This is a genomic window from Pseudomonas sp. RIT778 (genome assembly GCF_019718735.1).
GTDB classification, from domain to species: Bacteria; Pseudomonadota; Gammaproteobacteria; order Pseudomonadales; family Pseudomonadaceae; genus Aquipseudomonas; species Aquipseudomonas aphyarum.
Genome location: NZ_JAIHBA010000003.1, coordinates 1 through 22,039, shown reverse-complemented (window position 1 = coordinate 22,039; position 22,039 = coordinate 1). Strand labels below are relative to the sequence as shown.

19 protein-coding genes and 1 pseudogene are annotated in these 22,039 nt (G+C 61.5%); 10 read left to right on the top strand and 10 right to left on the bottom strand.

The features are described 5' to 3' along the window. Positions 1-23: 23 nt before the first annotated feature. From paoA to paoC, 3 genes are read left to right on the top strand one after another with little or no spacing between them, the layout of a single operon-like run. Positions 24-665 (top strand): aldehyde dehydrogenase iron-sulfur subunit PaoA, encoded by a 642-nt coding sequence (gene paoA / locus K5E37_RS02460; RefSeq protein ID WP_221533036.1) that lies wholly within the window; start codon positions 24-26, stop codon positions 663-665. Then, positions 662-1,618, top strand: a complete 957-nt coding sequence (locus tag K5E37_RS02455) for a xanthine dehydrogenase family protein subunit M (protein ID WP_221533035.1) — start codon at positions 662-664, stop codon at positions 1,616-1,618. The genes paoA and K5E37_RS02455 overlap by 4 nt, the downstream gene beginning before the upstream one ends. Further along, positions 1,615-3,813, top strand: a complete 2,199-nt coding sequence (gene paoC / locus K5E37_RS02450; protein ID WP_221533034.1) for an aldehyde oxidoreductase molybdenum-binding subunit PaoC — start codon at positions 1,615-1,617, stop codon at positions 3,811-3,813. Before K5E37_RS02455 ends, paoC begins: the two co-directional genes overlap by 4 nt. An 84-nt stretch (positions 3,814-3,897) precedes the next feature. Here paoC and K5E37_RS02445 read toward each other — a convergent pair whose 3' ends face one another. Both K5E37_RS02445 and K5E37_RS02440 read right to left on the bottom strand, forming a co-directional pair. Continuing rightward, positions 3,898-5,241 (bottom strand): dicarboxylate/amino acid:cation symporter, encoded by a 1,344-nt coding sequence (locus K5E37_RS02445; protein ID WP_221533033.1) that lies wholly within the window; start codon positions 5,239-5,241, stop codon positions 3,898-3,900. A 97-nt stretch (positions 5,242-5,338) separates the two neighbouring features. Further along, positions 5,339-6,394: a tartrate dehydrogenase gene (locus tag K5E37_RS02440; RefSeq protein WP_039770942.1), complete on the bottom strand. Its 1,056-nt coding sequence runs from the start codon at positions 6,392-6,394 to the stop codon at positions 5,339-5,341. 136 nt (positions 6,395-6,530) lie between these two features. Here K5E37_RS02440 and K5E37_RS02435 point away from each other — a divergent pair, with 136 nt between their 5' ends. After that, complete coding sequence (locus tag K5E37_RS02435; RefSeq protein ID WP_039770944.1) at positions 6,531-7,445, top strand: LysR family transcriptional regulator; 915 nt, start codon at positions 6,531-6,533, stop codon at positions 7,443-7,445. On the opposite strand, the gene K5E37_RS02430 is transcribed toward K5E37_RS02435, so the two are convergent. Continuing rightward, positions 7,442-8,386 (bottom strand): aldo/keto reductase, encoded by a 945-nt coding sequence (locus tag K5E37_RS02430; RefSeq protein ID WP_221533032.1) that lies wholly within the window; start codon positions 8,384-8,386, stop codon positions 7,442-7,444. The two genes, K5E37_RS02435 and K5E37_RS02430, sit on opposite strands and share 4 nt — an antisense overlap. Before the next feature lie 111 nt (positions 8,387-8,497). Here K5E37_RS02430 and K5E37_RS02425 point away from each other — a divergent pair, with 111 nt between their 5' ends. From K5E37_RS02425 to K5E37_RS02415, 3 genes are all read left to right on the top strand, one after another. Further along, the gene (locus K5E37_RS02425; protein WP_221533031.1) at positions 8,498-9,268 is read left to right on the top strand and encodes an alpha/beta hydrolase; all 771 of its coding nucleotides are present in this window, start codon (positions 8,498-8,500) and stop codon (positions 9,266-9,268) included. Between the two features lie 130 nt (positions 9,269-9,398). Further along, on the top strand, positions 9,399-10,265 hold the full coding sequence (locus K5E37_RS02420; RefSeq protein ID WP_221533030.1) for a CAP domain-containing protein: 867 nt from the start codon (positions 9,399-9,401) through the stop codon (positions 10,263-10,265). 401 nt (positions 10,266-10,666) lie between these two features. Next, positions 10,667-11,095, top strand: coding sequence for a nuclear transport factor 2 family protein (locus K5E37_RS02415; protein ID WP_221533029.1), 429 nt, complete (start codon positions 10,667-10,669; stop codon positions 11,093-11,095). A 66-nt stretch (positions 11,096-11,161) separates the two neighbouring features. On the opposite strand, the gene mqo is transcribed toward K5E37_RS02415, so the two are convergent. Beyond that, entirely contained in the window at positions 11,162-12,811 is a 1,650-nt protein-coding gene (gene mqo / locus K5E37_RS02410) for a malate dehydrogenase (quinone) (RefSeq protein ID WP_039770951.1), read from the bottom strand. A gap of 434 nt (positions 12,812-13,245) precedes the next feature. Between mqo and K5E37_RS02405 the strand changes: the two genes are divergently transcribed. After that, entirely contained in the window at positions 13,246-13,671 is a 426-nt protein-coding gene (locus K5E37_RS02405; protein WP_221533028.1) for a nuclear transport factor 2 family protein, read from the top strand. A 40-nt stretch (positions 13,672-13,711) separates the two neighbouring features. On the opposite strand, the gene K5E37_RS29630 is transcribed toward K5E37_RS02405, so the two are convergent. Then, the gene (locus K5E37_RS29630) at positions 13,712-14,437 is read right to left on the bottom strand and encodes a methyl-accepting chemotaxis protein (protein ID WP_371857362.1); all 726 of its coding nucleotides are present in this window, start codon (positions 14,435-14,437) and stop codon (positions 13,712-13,714) included. 129 nt (positions 14,438-14,566) lie between these two features. After that, positions 14,567-15,325, bottom strand: a pseudogene (locus K5E37_RS29625) (MCP four helix bundle domain-containing protein); the annotation flags it as partial. 248 nt (positions 15,326-15,573) lie between these two features. Between K5E37_RS29625 and K5E37_RS02395 the strand changes: the two are divergent. Then, positions 15,574-15,888 carry a DUF2388 domain-containing protein gene (locus K5E37_RS02395; protein WP_007957157.1) on the top strand — a complete coding sequence of 105 codons (315 nt, stop codon included), beginning with the start codon at positions 15,574-15,576 and terminating at the stop codon, positions 15,886-15,888. Between the two features lie 114 nt (positions 15,889-16,002). Then, a complete protein-coding gene (locus K5E37_RS02390; RefSeq protein WP_205350859.1) occupies positions 16,003-16,407 on the top strand; it encodes a hypothetical protein in 405 nt (134 codons plus the stop codon). On the opposite strand, the gene ligD is transcribed toward K5E37_RS02390, so the two are convergent. The 4 genes from ligD to K5E37_RS02370 all read right to left on the bottom strand — a co-directional run. Next, positions 16,408-18,954: a DNA ligase D gene (gene ligD, locus K5E37_RS02385; RefSeq protein ID WP_221533026.1), complete on the bottom strand. Its 2,547-nt coding sequence runs from the start codon at positions 18,952-18,954 to the stop codon at positions 16,408-16,410. A gap of 17 nt (positions 18,955-18,971) precedes the next feature. Beyond that, positions 18,972-19,925, bottom strand: coding sequence for a class I SAM-dependent methyltransferase (locus tag K5E37_RS02380; protein WP_221533025.1), 954 nt, complete (start codon positions 19,923-19,925; stop codon positions 18,972-18,974). Positions 19,926-19,936: 11 nt separating this feature from the next. Then, positions 19,937-21,313, bottom strand: a complete 1,377-nt coding sequence (locus tag K5E37_RS02375) for an iron-containing redox enzyme family protein (RefSeq protein ID WP_221533024.1) — start codon at positions 21,311-21,313, stop codon at positions 19,937-19,939. 167 nt (positions 21,314-21,480) lie between these two features. After that, positions 21,481-22,039, bottom strand: a 559-nt coding sequence (locus K5E37_RS02370; RefSeq protein WP_221533023.1) for a tellurite resistance TerB family protein, incomplete at its 5' end; no start/stop codon positions are given.

The following is a 22,039-nucleotide window of genomic DNA, read 5'->3' as shown; positions in this document are numbered from 1 at the left end:
ACCTGATCAGAGGAAGCCCAGCCATGAACGACCATCCGCCGTTGGCGATTTCCCGACGCCGTTTCCTGATTCTCGGGGCCGTGACCGCGACTGCATTCGCGATGCCGCCCTTCATCAGCCTCAAGGCCTACGCGGCCACTCTGGAGCAACCGGCCATGGCCAAAGTGACGCTTGAAGTCAACGGCAAGCCGCAGACGCTGGAGATCGACACCCGCACCACCCTGCTCGATGCCCTGCGCGAACACCTGCACCTGACCGGTAGCAAAAAGGGCTGCGACCACGGCCAGTGCGGCGCCTGCACGGTGATCGTCGATGGCCGGCGAATCAATTCCTGCCTGACCCTGGCGGTGATGCAGGACGGCGCCAAAGTCACCACCATCGAAGGCCTCGGCATGCCCGACCACCTGCATCCGATGCAGGCGGCGTTCATCAAGCATGACGGTTACCAGTGCGGCTACTGCACGCCGGGGCAGATCTGTTCGGCGGTGGCGGTGCTTCAGGAAATCCGCGACGGCATCCCCAGCCACGTCAGCACCAGCCTGACCGACGCACCGCAACTGATCGCCAGCGAATTGCAGGAACGCATGAGCGGCAACATCTGCCGTTGCGGTGCCTACTCGAACATCATCGAAGCCATCAGCGAAGTCGCGGAGGTGCCAGCATGAGAGCGTTCAATTACAGCCGCGCCGACTCCCCTGCCGCAGCCGCTGCCCAAGCCGCGCAAATCGAGGGCGCCCGCTTTATCGCCGGCGGCACCAATCTGCTGGACTTGATGAAACTCGACATCGAAACACCGCAGCAGCTGATAGACGTCAACCACCTGGGCCTCGACCAGATCGAAGCCACCGACGACGGCGGCTTGCGCATCGGCGCTCTGGTGCGCAACACCGATCTGGCCGCCGACAGCCGCGTCCGGAAAGACTACGCACTGCTCGCTCGCGCCTTGCTTGCCGGTGCATCGGGCCAGTTGCGCAACATGGCGACCACCGCCGGCAATCTGCTCCAGCGCACGCGCTGCCCGTATTTCTACGACACCAATCAGGCCTGCAATAAACGCAAACCAGGCAGTGGCTGCGCGGCGATTGGCGGTGTCAGTCGACAACTCGGCATCATCGGTATCAGCGACGCCTGCATCGCGACTCATCCGAGTGACATGGCGATCGCGATGCGTGCGCTGGATGCCCAGATCGAAACGCTCAAGGCCGATGGCAGCACCCGGCGCATCGCCATGGCGGATTTCCATCAATTGCCCGGCACCACCCCGAATGTCGAAACCAGCCTGACACCCGGCGAACTGATTACCGCCGTTACCCTGCCCGCGCCGGTGGGCGGCACACATGTCTATCACAAGGTGCGCGACCGCTCGTCGTACGCCTTCGCCCTGGTTTCCGTAGGTCTGATCCTGCAGAAGGATGGTAGCGGTCGCATCGCCGTCGGCGGCATCGCGCCGAAGCCCTGGCGGGTCGAAGCGGCGGAAGCGCTGTTGCCGCAAGGCGCGAAAGCTGTCAGCGCGCGCCTGCTCGACGGTGCCACGCCGACCCCGGACAACCAGTTCAAAGTCACGCTGGTCGAGCGCACGATTGCCTCGGTGCTGGCCCAAGCGAGGGACGAAGCATGAAATTCGACACGCCCGCCACGACCAACCCGATTGATCAGCTGAACATCATCGGCAAACCCACCGACCGCATCGAAGGCCCGTTGAAGACCAGCGGCCAGGCGCCTTACGCCTACGAGCAACATGAAGCCGTGAAGAATCAGGCCTACGGCGTGATGGTCGGCTCGGCCATTGCCAAGGGTCGCATCACCCACATTGATCTGGATGCCGCCCGCGCCGCGCCGGGGGTGCTGACCATCGTCACCGCAGCCAACGCTGGCAAGCTCGGCAAAGGCCAATACAACGCCGCGCACCTGCTGGCCGGGCCGCAAGTGCAGCACTATCACCAGGCCGTGGCGCTGGTGGTCGCCGAAACCTTCGAACAGGCGCGGGCCGCCGCGCACTTGGTCAACGTCGAATACGCGGCCGACAAAGGTCAGTTTGATCTGGCCAGCGTGCGCGATCAGGGTGTGGAGCCGAAAGACGAACTGCCGGACGTCACACACGGCGATTTCGCCAGCGCTTTTGCCGCCGCGCCCGTGCAGTTCGACCAGACCTACACCACACCCGATCAGTCCCACGCGATGATGGAGCCCCACGCGACACTCGCCGCCTGGAAAGGCGATCACGTGACGCTCTGGACCTCCAACCAGATGATCGCCTGGAGCGTCGGTGACATCGCCACCACCCTCGGCCTGCCCAAGGAAAACGTGCGGTTGATCTCGCCGTACATTGGCGGCGGATTCGGCGGCAAGCTGTTCATTCGTGCCGACGCGATCCTCGCCGCCATTGGCGCACGTCTGGCGAACCGACCCGTGAAGGTCGCCCTCGCCCGCCCGCAGATCGCCAACAACACCACCCACCGCCCCGCCACCGTCCAGCGCATCCGCATGGGCGCCACGGCGGACGGCAAACTCACCGCCATCGCCCACGAAGGCTGGTCGGGCAACCTCGCCGACGGCAAGGTCGAAGTCGCGGCGCAGCCGAGTCAGTTGCTCTACGCCGCAGAAAATCGTCTGGTGACCATGCGCCTGGCGCCGCTGGATCTGCCGGAAGGCAACGCCATGCGCGCCCCCGGTGAAACGCCGGGGCTGATGGCGCTGGAGATCGCCATGGACGAGATGGCGGAACAGCTCAAACTCGATCCGATCCAGTTCCGCATCCTTAACGACACGCAGGTCGATCCGGTGAAAACCGAGCGGCCATTCTCCCAGCGGCGACTGATCGAATGCCTGCAAACCGGCGCCGAACACTTTGGCTGGGATAAGCGCAACGCAACGCCCGGCAGTCGTCGCGAAGGTCGCTGGCTGATCGGCATGGGCGTCGCGGCGGCGATTCGCAACAACCTGCTGGTGAAGTCCGGCGCGCGAGTGCGGCTGGAGCGCGACGGCAAGATCACCGTCGAAACCGACATGACGGACATCGGCACCGGCAGCTACACGATCATTGCCCAGACCGCCGCCGAAGTGATGGGCGTGCGTCTCGACGATGTGGCTGTGCATTTGGGCGATTCGAACTTTCCGGTGTCGTCCGGCTCCGGCGGCCAGTTCGGCGCCAACTGCTCGACCGCCGGGGTCTACGCGGCGTGCATGAAACTGCGCGAAGCGGTCACGGCCAAACTGGGCATGAACGGAGGTGAAGCGCAGTTCGCCGATGGCCACGTGCGACTAGGCAGCAAGAACGTGCCGTTACGTGAGGCCGCGCAACATGCCGCAATCGAAGTCGAGGACAGCATCGAATTCGCCGACCTCGCCAAGCAGTACCAGCAATCGACCTTCGGCGCGCACTTCGTCGAAGTCGCCGTCGATGCCGCCACCGGCGAAGTCCGCGTAAGGCGCATGCTCGCGGTCTGTGCCGCCGGGCGGATTCTCAATCCGAAATCGGCCCGCAGCCAGGTGATCGGCGCGATGACCATGGGCGTCGGTGCGGCGTTGATGGAAGAGCTTTCGGTGGACAGGCGCCAGGGATTTTTCGTCAACCATGACCTGGCGGGCTACGAAGTGCCGGTGCATGCCGACATCCCGCATCAGGAGGTGATTTTCCTCGATGAAACCGACCCGATTTCATCGCCGATGAAAGCCAAAGGGGTCGGTGAGCTGGGGATTTGCGGCGTGAGTGCGGCGGTGGCGAATGCGATCTACAACGCCACGGGCGCGCGGGTGCGGGAGTATCCGATTACCCTCGACAAGGTTCTGGATGCGTTGCCTGAGATGATCTGAAACCGAATGAAAAACGCCCGGCGTGAGCCGGGCGTTTTTGTGCCTGAGACGGCATGGCACCTGCGGTTGCTGTATCCGATTCGTCTATCTGGCAGCCACGCGCTCAAGGCCTGGGCGCAGAGATTCGCTGGCGTGGAGAGTGATCTCGGCTTCCGGCACCTGCGCACTCCGTTCCTCGGCCTCGCCATTGAGCGACCTGTGCATTTTTTCGCTATCGAGCGCCCCGACCCATTTGGCGATGGCCATGGTGCCCACGCCATTACCAATGGTGTTGGTGATTGCCCGAGCCTCCGACATGAAGCGATCGACCCCGAGCAACAGCACCATGCCTGCCACCGGTATCGTGCCGAGCGAGGCCAATGTCGCGGCCAGTATGATGAACCCTGAACCGGTTACCCCCGCCGAGCCCTTGGAGGTGAACATCAACACCGCCAGCACAATCAATTGGTCGGTCAGCGTCAGCGGTGTGTTCGTCGCCTGAGCGATGAAGATCGCCGCGATGGTGTAGTAGATGGCCTGGCCGTCCGGGTTGAAGGTCAGCCCTGAGGGGATGATCATCCCGGCCACCGGTTTCGATACGCCGGCCTTTTCCATCTTCGAGATCATCTGCGGCAGCACCGACTCCGAGGAGCTGGTGCCGAGTACCGTAAACAGCTCTTCCTTGATGAACCTGAGGAATTTCCACAAGCTGAAACCGCTGTAACGGCAGATCGGGCCGAGCACAAAAATCACGAACACCGCACAGGTCAGGTAAACGCAAGCCATCAGTTTTCCCAGCGAAAACAGCGAACCGAAACCGTACTTGCCAATGGTGAAGGCAATGGCGCCGAACGCACCAATCGGCGCCAGACGCATGACCATGTTTACGATTCGAAACATGCCCTGCATCAGACTCTCAAGCGCATCGACAAACACCTTGCCACGCGGCCCGACATGGGCCAGGGCGATGCCCAGCAGGATCGAAAACAACAGGATTTGCAAAACATTGCCCTTGGCAAATGCATCGACGATCGTGTCGGGGATGATGCCCATCACAAAATCCATGAACGACGCATGTTTGGCCGCTGTGGTGTACGTCGCCAGGCTGCTGGTGTCGAGACTGGCGACATCGACATTCATGCCTGCGCCAGGCTTGAACACGTCCACCACGATCAGGCCGATGACCAGCGCCAGCGTCGACACCACCTCGAAATAGATCAATGCACGAAAGCCGACCCGGCCCAGTTCCTTCATGTTTTCCATGCGGGCGATACCGGTCACCACCGTGAGAAAAATCACCGGTGCCAGCAGCATTTTGATCAGTTTGATGAAGGCGTCGCCCAAGGGTTTGAGCGCGGTGCCGGTCTCGGGCACCAGCACGCCGATGAGTGCGCCGAGGATCACGGCGACAAGGACTTGTACGTAGAGTTTGCCGAATATTCTTTTCATGACAGGGCCCTGATTTTTTATTGTTGTCAGGAAATGCCGAGGGGCGCGATACGCCCCTCGGCGGTGTGCCGCAGTACTGATTTGAATTGCAGAGGGATCAGCGGTTGATCAGCGCGATCACCGCGTCGGTGACTTGGCGCGTCGTGGCGGTGCCACCCAGATCCGGGGTGTGCAGACCGCTTTCCGTGACCGCCTCGATTGCCGACATCAGGTGTTTGGCGGCTGTTTTTTCGCCCAGATGCTCAAGCATCATCGCGGCAGTCCAGAACGTCGCGATCGGATTGGCCACGCCTTTGCCGGTGATATCAAACGCCGAGCCGTGGATCGGCTCGAACATCGAAGGGAAATCACGCCCTGGATTGAGGTTGGCCGTGGGCGCAATGCCGAGGCTGCCGGACAACGCAGCGGCCAGATCAGACAGAATGTCGGCGTGCAGGTTGGTCGCGACAATCACGTCCAGCGTCGCCGGCTTGAGCACCATGCGGGTGGTCACGGCATCGACCAGTTCCTTGTCGATCTTCACGTCCGGGAAGTCCTTGGCGACTTCGTAGAAGATTTCGTCCCACAGCACCATGCCGTGCCGCTGGGCATTGGATTTGGTGACCATGGTCAAATGTTTGCGCGGGCGGCTTTGCGCCAGTTCAAAGGCGAAACGATGAATGCGCTCGACCCCGGCACGGGTGAACACCGACACTTCGGTCGCCACTTCTTCCGGCAAGCCTCGATGAACGCGGCCGCCGTTGCCGGAATACTCGCCCTCGGAGTTTTCCCGGACCACGACCCAATCGATCTGCTCACCGTTGTGCAGCGGACTTTTCACCCCCGGCAGCACGCGGGCCGGACGCACGTTGGCGTATTGATCGAAACCCTGGCAGATCGGCAGACGCAGGCCCCACAGGGAAATGTGATCCGGCACATTGAGTGCGCCGACCGCGCCGAAGAATATTGCGTCGAAGGTTTTCAGTTCCTGCAAGCCGCCTTCAGGAATGTAGTGACCGTTTTTCAGGTAGTTGTCGGAGTTCCAGTCGAAGTGTTTGAAATCCAGTTCAAAACCGGATTTCTTCGCCAGGGCTTGTAGTACTTCGACGCCGGCGGCAATCACTTCCACACCAATGCCATCACCCGGAACCGCTGCAATCTTGTATGCACTCATGGTCAACTCCACTCTCTTCACGTTTTTGTTTTGCCTGCCGGACAGGGCTGTCAGGCGGGGTGTGATCGGAGTATATGTAGTGACCAGAAAGCTGTGAGTTACAGAAAATCACTACATCCATAACTTTGAGTTACCAATGAGCCAGACCCTCGATCTGTCGTTTTTTCATTTGCTGGCCAACAAAGGCAGCCTGGCCGCCACGGCTCGGGAATTGGGTGTGACGCCTCCAGCCGTAAGCAAACGCCTGAGTGCGCTGGAGGCTCGTCTGGGAGTGCGGCTGGTCAATCGCACCACGCGCTCAATGAGTCTCACGGCAGAAGGCGAACTGTATTTTTCCCATGCGGCGCGGATCCTGACGCAGATCGACGAGGTCGAGCAATTGATCGGCGCCAGCCGGGCAACCCCTAAGGGGCTGATCCGGGTCAATGCCTCGCTGGGCTTTGGTCGTCGCTACATCGGTCCGGCCCTGGCGGCGTTTTTTGCCCGATACCCGGAGGTGGAAATCCAGCTGGAAATCAGCGACCACCCACTGGATCTGACGACCCACGGCTTTGATCTGGGGATCCGTTTCGGCACCCTGCCCGACGCGGCATTTCATGCCCGCAAAATCGCCTCCAACCGCCGCTTGCTCTGTGCCTCGCCGCTGTATCTGGAGAAACACGGGGTGCCACAGAAACTGTCGGACCTGCCGCAACACAACTGTATATTCCTGCGGCAGAACGAAACGCCCTACGGCGTCTGGAGTTTCACTGACGGCGGACGGACGCAAAACATCAAAGTGCGCGGTGCCCTGGGTTGCAACGATGGTGAGGTGGCTTTGAATTGGGCCCTGGAAGGCTATGGCATTCTGCTGCGTGCCGAATGGGACATCGCCCGCTACGTGCGCAGCGGCCGTTTGCGCCTGGTGCTGGAAGACCAGACCCCGACCCGCGCCGATGTGTACGCGGTGTATCCGCAACAGCTGCACCTGTCGGCACGGGTTCGCAGCCTGATCGATTTTCTGGTGGAGCGCTTCAAGCACATCGACAATCTGGATGACCCAGGCGACTAACTCACCAGCGCAATCAACTGCTGACGCTGCGCATCGGTCAGCGTCAGCCCGAACCCGGCGCCCGCGTTGTCGGCCATGTACAGCGGATTGCTGGTGCCGGGAATCACACAAGTCACCGCCGGATGCGCCAGCAGGAATTTCAGCGCCAGTTGCGGCCAGCTCTTGGCCCCGACTTGCGCGGCCCAGCCCGGCAGCGGTTTGCCCTTGAGCCGCGCGAGCAGGTCGCCGCCGCCGAACGGCCGATTGCAGATCACCGCCACCCCGCGTTCGCGGCACAGCGGCAGGATGCGCTTCTCGACCCCGCGATCATCCAGGGCGTAATTGATTTGCAGGAAATCCAGCGGCTCGGCCTTGAGCACCGCCTCCACCTCCTCATAGGCCGACGGCGTGTAGTGGGTGATGCCGATGTAGCGGATGCGGCCCCGCTCTTTCCAGTCGCGCAGGGTCGGCAGATGGGTTTGCCAGTCGAGCAGGTTGTGGATTTGCATCAGGTCGATGCGCTCGGTGCGCAGCAGGCTGAAGGACTGCTCCATCTGCGCGATACCCTCCTCGCGGCCACGGGTCCAGACCTTGGTCGCCAGAAACGCTGGCGAGCGCGGTTCGTGGATCGACAGCAATTCACCGGTGGTTTCTTCCGCTCGGCCGTACATGGGCGAGCTGTCGATTACCGTGCCGCCCTTTTTGAACAGCTCGCCGAGCACCGCCGGCAATTGTTTGTAGACCGGATCGCCGGGGGCGACGTCGAAACCGCGATAAGTGCCCAACCCTACCAGCGGCAGTGGCTCGGAGCTCGAAGGGATGGCGCGGGTCTGCATGGTCTGGGCTCCTGTGGCGTTCGGCGACGTAATGGCGGCCAGCGCCCGGTCAAAGGTGAAAACCGCTGACACCCCGGCTGCCAGTGTCAGCAACCGGCGGCGGGAATATCCCTCAGTGTGGTTCATGCTGGCGCCCTTGCCCTGTGGATCTGTTGCACCTTGTGTTTTGACGCAGCCCGCAAAACCGTTGGACTACACTGCGACAGCCAACCTGCGCGCCCGGTTAAAGTTAGTCGAATGTCCAGAACCCTGTTGTCACTCGTCGCATTGATCGTCGCCGTGTACTTGATCCTGTGCGCGGCGCTGTTCGTGTTTCAGCGGGCGCTGATCTATTTTCCCCAGCCCGCCAGCGTGGAATCACCGGACACACGGATGACGCTGGCCATGCCCGACGCCGAGATCCGCGTGACGGTGCGCGAGCGCGCCGGGCCCAGAGCGCTGATCTATTTCGGCGGCAATGCCGAGGACGTTTCGCGCAATCTGCCGGAGTTTTCCGAGGCGTTTCCTGACTATTCGTTGTATTTGCTGCATTACCGGGGCTTTGGCGGCAGCGGTGGTTCGCCCTCCGAAGAAGCGATTGCCGAGGATGCGCTGGCGCTGTTCGATCAGGTGTATGCCAGTCACCCGCAGGTCGCGCTGCTGGGGCGCAGCCTTGGTTCCGGGGTCGCGGTGCGGCTGGCCAGCCAGCGTCCGGTGGCGCGGCTGATTCTGGTCACGCCCTACAACAGCCTCGAAGAAATCGCCGCCCGCCAATACCCGTGGGTGCCGGTGCAGTGGTTGCTCAAGGATCGTTTCCGGTCCGGCCAGTACGCGGCGCATATCCGCGTCCCGACGCTGCTGCTGGCGGCGAGCGATGACGAGGTGATTCCTCGGGCCAGCACCGAACGCTTGCTGCACAGTTTTCCCGACGGTGTGGCCACGCTCAAAGTGGTGAACGACTCGGCACACAATTCGATTTCCGACCGGCCGCAATATCTGCAATGGATCGAGGATGTGCTGAATCGCTGAGCACTTCGTCGGCGGCCGTTAAAACCCGGCAGCGCTTCGTGAACCAAGTGCAAAAAGGCCAGTCCTACCCGCGCCGCGTTCTGCGGTTCACTTCCCTTCAGCGATGTCCTTTTTCAGAGCTTTGCGTCCCATGCGCCACGCCGTTCGTTCGTCTCGCTTCGTTTCGCTGTGCCTGTTGATCCTTTCTCCCCTGCTTTCTCCCTCTGCCCACGCCGGCGCCGAGCGGCAACTGGTGGCCGCCATCAACGACTACCGCGCCCACCCGCAACGCTGCGACCGACGCCCGGCCCAACGGCTGGCGCCGCTGACGCTGAAGTCGAACCTGGCGTTGCCGGTCGGCTATGGCTACGGCGGTGGATTGCGCGAACGATTGAAAGATTCCGGCTATGCGGCCGTGGCGGTGCGCAGCATCCGGATCGTCGGCGCGCAGGACGCCGAAGAGGCGTTCGATCTGCTGCAAAGCGACTACTGCGGCGCGCTGCTCGACGGTCAATACGCCGACATCGGCATCAGCCGCGCCCGCAGCGAATGGCAAGTGGTGCTGGCCCGGCCGGTGCTCGACAGCCGCGTCGGCGACAACCGCAGTGTCGGCAAGGTCTTGCTGGCCGAGGTCAACGCCGCCCGCGCCCGACCGCGCATGTGCGGTCGCCAGCGCTTCGCCGCCGCCCGACCCTTGAGCTGGAACCCGGCGCTCGGCGCCGCCGCTCAGGGGCACAGCAAGGCCATGGCCTACGGCAATTATTTCGCCCACCGCGACCCGGACGGCGACGGCCCGGCAGATCGCGCCCGGGCGGCGGGCTACCGTGGCCGGCAGATCGGCGAAAATATCGCCGCCGGGCAAAGCTCACCGGGCAAGACCATGGCCGGCTGGCTGGCCAGCCCCGGACACTGCGCCAACCTGATGAACCCGATGTTCACCCAGGTCGGCGCCGGGTTTGCCAGTGAGGCGCGCAGTGATGAAGGGGTGTATTGGACGATGCTGTTCGGGGCGCCTTGATCCGGTTCCTTTCAAAACGTTGAAGAACGCTGCATGCCGCAACGCAACAGCTGATCGTCAGACCGGAGAAATCGTGGCAAGGACGCCAATCATGATGGTCAACACAAGAAAGCCGCCGAGGAAAATCGCCATCTTAGCCATGAAGGCCTCCTGAATACTGAATGTCCGGCGCACCGGGCGCTCCGGAATGAAGCGCGTCGCGTATGGCCGAACGGCAGGGGTATTTTGGGCGCATGGCTGAGATGGTTACAGATGCAGATTCGACAGGAAAAAGCGGATCAGATGGATCGGGCTGGCACATGTATCGATATTCAGATCGGTACAGATGGTTTCCATTGCGCCGCTTTGATCTAGAGTCATGGGCGCCGCGCAAAGAACAACAAAAATACAGGAGTGAAACCATGTCCGACCTGAACCTGCATCCCAACGCCGCCGAATCCCTGAACCGCTGGCACGACATGATCCGCACCGGCAACCTCAAGGCCCTGCCCGAACTGCTCGATTCCAAAGCGGTGTTCCGCTCGCCGATGGCCCACACGCCTTACCCGGGTGCGCCGGTGGTCTCGATGATCCTGAATACCGTGTTCGAGGTGTTTGAAGATTTCAAATATCACCGCGAACTGGCGACGGCGGATGGCTTGAATGTGGTGCTGGAATTCAGCGCCAAAGTGGGGGCGAAAGAGCTCAAGGGCATCGACATGCTCCGCTTCGATGAACAAGGCAAGATCGTCGAGTTCGAGGTGATGGTGCGGCCGCTCAGCGGGTTGCAGGCGCTGGGTGAAGAGATGGGACGGCGGCTTGGCGCCTATCTGGCGGCCGCCAAGGCCTGAAACCCGGACACAAAAAAGCCCACTGACCGTCACCGGTTCAGTGGGCTTCGTGTGTCAGGCGTCTGGTTACAGAGCCATGTCACGTGCAGCGCTTTCTTTCGGAGCCGGGGCTTTTTCAGCCGAGGCGTCCGCCGCTGGAGCTGCAACCTGACCAATCACCGGAGGGGTTGGCAGTTGCAGGATCTTGGCGGTGTAAGCCCACTCTTCAGCCACTTTGGCTGGATCGTTGTTCAGCTGGGTGCCGTAGCTTGGAACGATCTGGTGCAGCTTGGCTTGCCACTCTGGGCTGGCGACTTTGTCTTTGAAGACTTTCTGCAGCACGCTCAGCATGATCGGTGCAGCGGTCGATGCGCCTGGGGATGCGCCCAGCAGACCGGCGATGGAGCCGTCCTTGGAAGCAACGATTTCGGTGCCCAGTTTCAGCACGCCGCCAGCGGCTTCATCACGCTTGATGATTTGCACGCGCTGGCCGGCTTGCCACAGGCGCCAGTCTTCGGCCTTGGCGTTCGGGAAGTATTCCTTCAGCGCGTTTAGACGGTCTTCATCCGACAGCATCAGTTGACCGGCCAGGTACTCGACCAGCGGGTATTCCTTGATGCCGACCTTGGTCATAGGCCAGATGTTGTGGGTGGTGGTGCTGGTCAGCAGGTCCAGGTACGAACCTTCTTTCAGGAACTTGGTGCTGAAAGTCGCGAACGGGCCAAACAGGATGACGCGCTTGCCGTCCAGGACACGGGTGTCCAGGTGCGGAACGGACATCGGAGGCGCGCCAACCGAAGCTTTACCGTAGGCCTTGGCCAGGTGCTGTTCGGCGATGGCCGGGTTATCGGTCACCAGGAACGAGCCGCCTACCGGGAAGCCAGCGTATTCCTTGGCTTCTTCGATACCGGACTTCTGCAGCAGGTGCAGTGCACCGCCGCCGGCGCCGATGAACACGAACTTGGCGTCGGTTTCAGTCTTGGTGCCGTCTTTCAGGTTCTTGTAGCTGACGCGCCAGGTGCCATCTGCATTCTTGGTGATGTCTTGCACTTCGCTCGACAGCTTCAAGTTGAAGTTAGGCTTGGTCTGCAGGTAACCGGCGAACTGGCGGGTGATTTCGCCGAAGTTCATGTCGGTACCCAGCGGGCTCCAGGTGGCCGCGATTTTCTGGTTCGGGTCACGCCCTTCCATCATCAGCGGAACCCACTTCTTGATCACAGCCGGGTCTTCGGAGTACTGCATGCCGGCGAACAGCGGGCTCGCTTGCAGGGCTTCGTAGCGCTTTTTCAGGAACTTGATGTTGTCATCGCCCCACACGAAGCTCATGTGCGGAGTGGTGTTGATGAACGAACGAGGGTCCTTCAGGACGCCTTGACGAACCTGCCAGGCCCAGAATTGACGGGAGACCTGGAACGCTTCGTTGATCTCGACCGCTTTCGGGATCGTGACGTTGCCCTTGTCGTCTTCCGGGGTGTAGTTCAGCTCGGCCAGGGCGGAGTGACCGGTACCGGCGTTGTTCCAGCCGTTGGAGCTTTCCAGGGCGACGCCGTCGAGGCGCTCGACCATTTCCATCGACCAGGTCGGTTCCAGCTCATTGATCCACACACCCAGGGTGGTGCTCATGATGCCGCCGCCGATCAGCAGGACGTCGACTTTCTTTGCTTCTTCGGCATTGGCGGAAGACATCCCCATCGCCAAAGCCAGCCCCAGCAAGGCTGTGTTCACTTTTTTAAACATCTGTTGCACCTATGATAAAACGCCTTCCGCCCGCCGCTGTTGTACGTATGAGGTCCCCTTTTTTCGCGACACTCAGGCTAGCGTCGCGGGTTCCGGCACACTTCAATTTTGACGGGTGGGCACACAAGGCCGACAGGCTGCGTCGACCTCAGTTATATGTCCCTTCTGAACTGACTTCTTATCATTATTGGCTTCAGCTACTTGAGCGACAGGGGTTCTGTCTGGCCCGCCGAAAAGCGCGCCAGACTGAATTAGGTCAAACCAAGTGGGGCGAAGAATATCACGTCATGGCAAACCCGCGCGTCTGTTCGCGACCGGATAGTTTTCAATAGGTTCCTTGAGCGCTTTCTAACGTTGGTGCATTCCTGCTAAGTTGTACGACGACTGACAAATTAGCCAGTCGTCTTCATTACCTACAACAACAAGGAATACCCATGAACAAATCCAGACTGCTGCTCGGTCTCATCTGCCTCTTCAGCGGCTACGTCGCCGCCGCCCCGGCGGAACAGGACGTCGCCCAGGCCGTCGACCACCTGACCCAGGCGATGCTGCACAAGGACGTCGCCGAACTGAACGCGCTGACCGCCGACAACCTCACCTACGGCCACTCCAGCGGCAAGATCCAGGACAAGAAAGCCTTCATCGCCGATATCGAAACCGGCAAGAGCGCGTTCAAGACCCTGGAGATGCAAAACCAGACCATCACGCTGTCCGGGGACACCGCGCTGGTGCGCCATCATTTTTCAGCACAGGCCCTCAAAGGCACCGAGGTCGTGCCGACGGAAATCGAGAACTTCCAGATCTGGCAGAAGCAGGCTGGCAAGTGGTTGCTGGTGGGGCGTCAGGCGTACAAATTCTGATGTATGAGCTCTGCCGCCAATGCGGCGGCAGAGCCTGCTCTCACAACCGAAACCGATCCACCGACTGCGCCAGCCGCCCCGCAAGACTCGACAGCTCATCCGTGGTATTGGCCGTCTGACCGATCACCTTGCTGTTGCCCTCCGACATGCCCGCGATCATCTCCACCTGATGGGCAATCTCGTTGCTCGCCTGGCTCTGTTCGCCGATGGTGCGGGTGATGTCGTTGACCAGTTGCGTGGTGCTGAGGGTGGCGTCGAGGATTTCGCGGATGGCGCGTTCGACGTCGGCGGTGACCGCCATGCCTTTGTCGACCTGGGCGACACCGGCCTCCATGCTGCTGACGGCCTCGCGGGTGCTGTTCTGGATGCGCGCGACCATCGCGGCGATTTCCTGGGTCGAGGCGCTGGTGCGCGCAGCCAGGCTGCGGACCTCATCGGCCACCACCGCGAAGCCCCTGCCCTGCTCGCCCGCCCGGGCTGCCTCGATGGCTGCATTGAGCGCCAGCAGGTTGGTCTGGTCGGCGATGCTCTTGATCACCTGAATGATGTTGAAGATGCCCTCGGACTCCTGATCCAGGGTACGTATCACCTGTGCCGACTGCTGGGCGGAACGGGCGATGTCGTCCATGTCGCTGACCACCTGATGGATCACCTGTCCGCCGTTTTTCGCCAGTGACTCGGCCTGGCTGGCCATGTTCAGTGCACGCTCGGCATGACGGGTGATTTCCTCGATGCTCGCGGTCATCTGGCTCGCGGCGGCGGCCATGGTGCCGGCGGCGGTGCTTTGCTGCTGACTGCTGTCGGCCACCTGATGGCAGCCGTGGCTCAGTTGTTCGCTCATGCCGCTGACGCCATGGGCGTTGCGTCGCACCACGTAGATCATGTCCCGCAGGTCGCGCTGCATGGTGGCCAGCGTGCGGATCAGCGCACTGGCTTCGTCCTTGCCGGACGGTTCGGCGATCGGTTCGCTGAGGTTGCCGTGAGCAATGCTTTCGGCGATGCGGCTGGCGGATTTCAGCGGACCCATGATGCTCAGGATCACCCACCGGCCCTGGGCCAACAGCAGCAACAGACTGGCGACCAGGACAATGCCAAGGGCGATATTGGCATTGTGGATCGCCGCCTCGGTGCCTTCGCTGGTGTGCCGGGTATTGGTTTCGATCAGCTCGCTGAGAGCGGCCATCTGTTCTTCGAGCTGGCTGAATGCGGTGCTGAAGGTGCCGAGATGCTGCTGGGCGATGTCCGGGTTTTCCAGTGCAAGACCGACGATCTGCTCGCCGGCGCTGATGTAGGTGTCGAGACTCGGCTTGATCTGTTCCAGCGCGGACTTGATCGTGGGATTGACCGGCAGCTTGAGGTTTTCACCCAGCACCTCGCGAAAATGCGCCGCATGCTCTTCGACCGAACTGCGCACCTCGTCCGCCGAACTGGTGCTTTTGCCCAGCCCCACCAGCATTGCCGAATACACGTCGGCACGCAGGGCGTCGTGCATCATGTCGGCTTCCATGTGGTTGCGCAGCGCACTCATGCTGACCGCGTTGTCACCGACCGCCGAAGCCATCCGCTGATTACCGACATAGCTGACCAGGCTCACGATCAACGCCGTCAGCAGGCTGGTCGCAATCAGCAACACCAAACGCAGTTTGATCGACACCGTGATTTCCTCCCTGGTCGCGCCACACGGCGCCTTTCAACGCTTCAGTTAAGCCTATTTGGGTGAATCCGCCGCTTTAGAGCGTCGCAGGGCGTGTCGTTACATCCGGTAAAAATGAGGACTGTGCGGTGCTTCTCGTTCTATGCCCGCTACCGCCCGGCCCCGCGCATGGAACTCCCATGCCGTCCGGCACCTCTCACATTATGTGGTACTTCCTTTTCGCTTTACGCTGCTGGAGGAACACCGTCATGCGCCGTTTATTACTCGTTTCGTCTCTCATGCTGTGCCTGCCGTTCGGCTCGGCCCTTGCCCGCGTGGACGCAGGGGATGTCGCCACTTCGGCGGGGGTTTCGGCCTCGCTGTACTCGACCTTCAAGGATCACAAAATGGTGATTCCGGCCCGTGACGACTTGTCCGCATTCGTCGCCAGCGGCGGAACGATCCGTGGCGTGTACCTCGAATCGGTGCTGCAACAGGTGCGTCAGGAAAATCCCGGCCTGAACGCCAGCGATGAAGAGCTGGCCAATGCCATCCTGGTTCACTACGAAGGTCTGTCGCAGTAACCACGGCACGTTCGATGATGGTGGCTGACGGACTCGCCACCGTTGTGCCCTGCCGATGGACGGCTGGTGAACGACCATGGGCAAAACCGTCGAACGGCCTCTATGATGGAGGCCATGACGATTTCCGCCTCCCTTCGCTCCCCTTGCCCGCCGGGTCTTTGCATCTGCGGGCGTGATCCGCTGCTGGATACGCCCGGCGCGGACGTGCGCATCCTCCTGCTGACCCGCGAGGAAGAAAAGCGTCTGCTTGAACGTCTGGAAAACCTGAAAGACCTCGCCGACCTCGAGCGCCTGCAAGGCAAGATGTTCGATCAACTAGGGATTCGCGTTCTGATCGCGCCGAAGTACGGTGAGGTGCGGACCGTTCGCGGAGGCATCGAGATCGAGGTCCAGGACCTGCCGGGACTCTGCCGCAAAACCCGCAAAACCATCCCGGCTGCCATCCGCCGTGGCCTGGAAAACAACCCGCAAGTCGCCTTCGACCTGCTCAACGCCCACGACTTGCTGCGCGGCACCTGATCATTTCTTCATGCCCACCCGCTTGCGCATCTCGGCTGTGATGCTCTGCCGGGTTTTCTTCATGTCCGCCCAAGGCTCATCGCCCACTTCCGCCAGCCGTTCGTGAACGTTGTGCACGTTCCATTGATCGGCGCCTTTGATCTCGCCGACCTCTTCCCGAAACAACGGCACCGACACCGGTAACCCTTCGCGGGTACGCGCTGCGTAGGCACAAATGGTGGTGGCGCCCAGACCGTTGCGCAGGTAATCGATGAAGATCCGCCCCACCCGATTTTTCGGCCCGGACACCGCAGAAAAACGCTCCGGCAAAAGTTTCGCCATGTGAGTGACGATGGCGTGGCTGAAATCCTTGACCTCGTCCCAGCCATGCTTGCGGGTCAGCGGCACCACCAGATGAATGCCCTTGCCGCCGCTGGTCTTGAGAAACGCCTTGAGGCCCAACTCGTCCAGCACGGTCAGGGTCAGCGCCGTGGCTTCGACCATGCTTTTCCAGGGCAGCGCCGGATCCGGGTCGAGGTCGAGGACAAAGCGGTCGGGCTTGTCCAGATCCGTCGTGGTGGCGTTCCAGGTGTGCAGTTCGACCGTGCTCATCTGCACCGCGCCGATCAAGGCTTCGGCGTTGTTGATCAGCATTACCGGCTGGCCGGTCAGCTCCTTATCGAGCGTGCGGATGCCGGGGATCGCCAGGTTTTCGGCGTTCTTCTGGAAGAACAGATCACCGGCGATACCATCGGGCGCGCGCACCAGCGCCACCGGGCGATCCTTGAGCTGCGGCAGAATCCATTCGGCGACGCTGGCGTAATACTCGGCCAGCTGCATTTTGGTGGTGCCACTGCTGGCGTCGATCACCCGGTCGGGGTGCGTGATCCGCACCTTGCCGTCTGCCAGATCGGATTGGGACGGCGCGGTAGATTGAGCCTTTGAAGTCTTCATAGGTTTGGCGCGCTCCTCGGTGATGTCCTTGGCCGGTTTGTCCTCGCGCAGGCCATGGAACACGGCGTGGCGCACCGAGCCGTCCTGGGTCATTTCGGCAAACGCCACTTCCGCCAGCAGACTCGGTTTGAGCCAGTGCACACCCTTGGCCTCGAATCCCGTGGTCGGATTGACCACCGCCGGTTTCTTCACCCGCAACGGTTTGAGCTGCGCGAGGATGCTCTTGAGGGTGGTTTCATTGAATCCGGTGCCGACCTTGCCGGCGTACCGCAACTCGCCGCTGTCACGATCATGCAAACCCAGCAGCAACGCGCCGAACGAACTGCGCGCGCCTTTCGGATCGGTGTAGCCGACGATCACGAATTCCTGGCGATGCTTGCACTTGAGCTTGATCCAGTCGCTGCTGCGGCGCGACACGTAAGGTGAGCCGAGGCGTTTACCGATCAGGCCTTCCATGCGCATCTGACAGGCGCTGTTGAGCAATGCCTGCGGGGTTTCATCGAACGCTTCGGAAAAGCGCAGCAGCGGATCTTCATGGGCTTTCAACACCGTGGCCAGCGCCGCGCGCCGTTCCTGCACAGGGACTTCACGCAGATCGACACCGTTGAGATACGGCAGATCGAACAAGTAATAGAGGATATTTTCACTGCGGCCAGCATCGAACGCGTTTTGCAGCGCCTGAAAGTCCGGCACGCCGTCCGCGTCGGCGACGACCATCTCACCGTCCAGCCACGCCGACTCCAGGCCCAGTGCCGCCAGAGCTTTCGCCTGTTTCGGTAATTTGTGCGTCCAGTCATGGCCGTTGCGGGTGAACAACTGCACCTCGTCCTGATCGATGCGCGCCATGATCCGATAGCCGTCGAACTTGATTTCGTACTGCCAATCTCCTTTCGGAGCACTCTCCACCAGGGTGGCCAGTTGCGGTTTGAGTTGCGCGGGAATCCTGGCCTTGTGCGCCCCGGCGAGTTTGCCCGAGGCTGGCTTGCGCGGTGCTTTCGGCGAGGCTTTCAGCGGTTTGACTTGCTTCGCACTGAGGCTGGGTTTGTCGACGATAGTACGTTCACTGAGCACGCTGTCGGGCTCGGCAACCAGCACGTCGTAATCGCTTTGCGGGCGCGCGGCGCTGTCCTGATGCTTGATCAGAAACCACTGCTCTTTCTTGCCCGGCATGTGGGTGCGCACCAGATTCCACACCCCGGCGAGCTTCTCGCCTTGCAGTTCGAATTTGAGTTTGCCCTTGGCGTAGGCTTTCTCCGGGTCTTCCAACGGAATCCACACGCCGCGATCCCAGACGATCACATCGCCGGCGCCGTAATGCCCCTCGGGAATGCTGCCCTCGAACGTCGCGTAGTCCAGCGGATGGTCTTCGACGTGCACGGCCAGGCGCTTGACCTTGGGATCCAGCGACGGCCCCTTGGGCACCGCCCAGCTCTTGAGCGCGCCGTCGAGCTCCAGGCGAAAGTCGTAATGCAGGTGCGAGGCATCGTGTTTTTGAATACAGAACTGCAGGGCATGGTCGCCGGCGGATTTTTTGCCCCGACGGCGTTCAGCCGCCGGTTCAGAGGTCGCCGAAAAGTCGCGCATCCGGTTGTAGTCGTCGAGATTCCTGCTCATCCTGCACCTGCCTTGTTTCAGCCTGTTCGAGTCACAGTCAGTGCGACCACGGCAATCCGGTCGACGCGCTGATAACCTGGATTCAGCAACTCCTCACCAAACACATCGGGGTCGAGTTCTCGGTAGGTCCAGCCGAAGCGTTTTTCATCCAGCCGTGGCAATACCGTATCGAGGAAGGGATCGCGGCCATCGACCATCGCCACGCCGGTGTACAGCAGCAACGAGCCGCCGGGTGTCAGGCGATTGAGCGCCTGTTCGACGATCCGCAGCGACAGCCCCGCTCCCAGCGTCCCGCCACCGTGGCGGTAAGCTCGCCCGGCCGGATCGGCCATGTAGGGCGGGTTGGCGACGATCAGGTCGAATTCGCCGTCGACGCCTTGGAGCACATCACTGGCACTCACTTCGACATTGGCCACTTCAGCCAACGCCGCGTTGATCGTGGTCAGGCGCAACGCGGCGGGATTGATATCCACCGCCAGCACTTGCGCTTCTCGCCTGGCACGGCCAATCAGGATCGCGCCCACTCCGGCGCCACAACCGATGTCCACCGCCCGGTGGATGGGCGCAAAGTTCTGCTGCAAATGGCTGTGTATCAGTTGAGCAAAGCGATAGGTGTCCGGGCCGAAGAACACCGAATCGGCCGCATCGGTGGGAAATCCGGAATGCACAAACAGCAGGTCATCCAGGCTCGACCAGCGCACCCGGCTCTTCAAGCGCCCGTCGAACTCATCAATCACCTGGGCTTCCTGCAATTGCCGCTGTTCATCGGCAGACAGCAGGCCCGGTTCGAACGGCCGCGACCATCCGAACACATCCCGCAGGCAATCCGTGGCCTGCCCTTCGTCACGCTGGTTGACCCGTTGATGGGTCAGCGGCGTCGGGGTGATGAAACGATAGCCGTCGGCCTGCAAGCGCCGTCCCAGTTGCAGCAGCACCAGGTCGTTGGCGGACAGTTGTTCTTCCTGATTCATTGATGACTTCCTTAACGCAGGCCGGATTTGAGTTGGATGAATCGGCGAGTGGCGAGCAGCCCGGCCGGATGTGCATGTCGTGTCGGTGCGAGCCAAGGGATCAACGTTGCGATTTGGGTGTGAGCGTCCTGCCCTTGCAGTGCCGCATTCAGGCGCTGCACATCGGGGTCCTGTTCGGGAACCTCGATCGGCGCGGGGACTGAGGGGCGGCGGCGGAACGCGACGGGTTTGTCTGCAGAAACCCAGTCGCCGGCAATCCAGTCGTGCACCAGTTGTTTTTCATAGGCGCTGAACACGCCAAACATCGCCGCACCATCGCCATCGATCAATTGCCAAAAGCGGCTGCCCTGCGGATCTTCGTTGCGCTTGATCCAGCCCTTGTCTTGCAAGGCTTGCAGGAACCCGGGCAACTGCTGCGGATCGGCCAGCCATTGATTGACGGTCTTGCCTTCGAAGCGGCAATAGTCGGAGTGCATGTGTTGAGCGAACGGACACTTGCGCTCAAGCATCGCCAACAATTCGCGCTCCAGATCAAACCCCTCGATGATTGCGCGGCTGCCCTGCCCCAGGTCATTGAGCCGATAGCCCAGCGAGACCCGGCGCAGGAAATCGCTGCGATCGGCCTCCAGAGGCAGCAGATCAAGAACGGCCTGAACGGCTTTTTGCGCATGGCCCGTACTGGCGTTGTCGATGGTCACGTGCAGGGTGAAATAGTAAGGATCGATCCCCAGCTCACTCAGCTCGTAACTGCTGATCAGCAGGTGCAAGGGCAGTTGCTCGTAACCCAGGTTGTAACCGATCACCTCCGGCAGAAAATCCATGCCGCCGGCACCGAGGGCCAATTGCAGCGCGCCTTGCAGATAGCGCTCATCGGGCAGCGGGCTGCCGGGCTCCAGACCGTGTTCGGCGAGCAGTTGCCGGTAAATCACGACGTGGTTCTGCGCCGGATTGCCCTCGCCCAGTTCTTCCAGATAGGTGCTGATCAGACTGCTGAAGCGTGGATCGCGCCACTGTCCGAGCAAGCCGTAGAGCCAGGCGCCATCGACCAGTTTGGTCGGCGCCACCGCTTGCAGGAAATACAGCGCATGAGCCTTGCAACTGAAGAACTGCCGTGCGCCCCCAGCCTTGCGTTGTTGCAGGTAGTCGGCGTATTGCCGGGCGACATCGGCACAGTGCTCGGCCACCCAGGCATGCCACTGCGCCGGGTCCGATGGCAGCTCATCCTTCAACTGCGCGGCTTGCAGCAGTTGATCTTCCAGAAAGGCGCGCGCCAGCGGCTGCGGATGTTCGTCGGCTAAAAGTGCTTCATGGATACACCGCAACTCAGTCAGAGAGTCGAGCGGACGCGATGGGGCGTGGGCAGCTTGCAGGTGAGTCAGGACAGTCATGGCAATATTCTCGATCGATTGGCAGGACGCTCAGTCACTCGCCTCTAATGAAGCAGAGAGGCTTGGCGCGTCAAAAATTCAATCGGCTTGAAAATTGCCCTGACGGACGGAGCCTTCGGCTCGCTCCTTGCTTGAACGGAACGGTCGAAGGCTGTGAGGTGAGAGGGTCAGGCCGTGCCCTTGGCCTGCTGCTCGAGGTGAACCTGCAACTCGGGGTCGATCTGCAACGCCGCCGCCAGTTCATCCAGATAATTGCGTTCGGCGTCCTGCTGATCGTCCACCAGCATCACGCTGGCCAGGTACATTTCGGCGGCCATGGCTGGATCGTTCTGCGCCGCCTGGGCCACTTCTGTGGGATCCAGCGGTTTGGCGACTTCGTCGTCGAGCCATTGCTGCAGGTTCGGGTCATCGGTGTGCTTGCCGATTTCACTGCTGATGAGGTGTTTTTCCGACTCGTCGATCCGCCCGTCAGCCTTGGCCGCCGCGATCAACGCACGCAGGACGGCGTGGCTGTGTTCTTCGACTTGCGGGCCGGACAGCAGATCCGCGGTTTGCGGGGTTTGCTGCGGCGCAGCAGAAGCCTGACTGCGTTGCCAGGCCTGATACGCCTGGAACGCCATCATGCCCAGCGAGGCCAGCGCCGCATAATTGGTGCCGCCGGAACGACGCTGCGTACCGCCGCCCAGCGCTCCGCCACCGCCGAGCAATCCGCCAAGCAACCCGCCC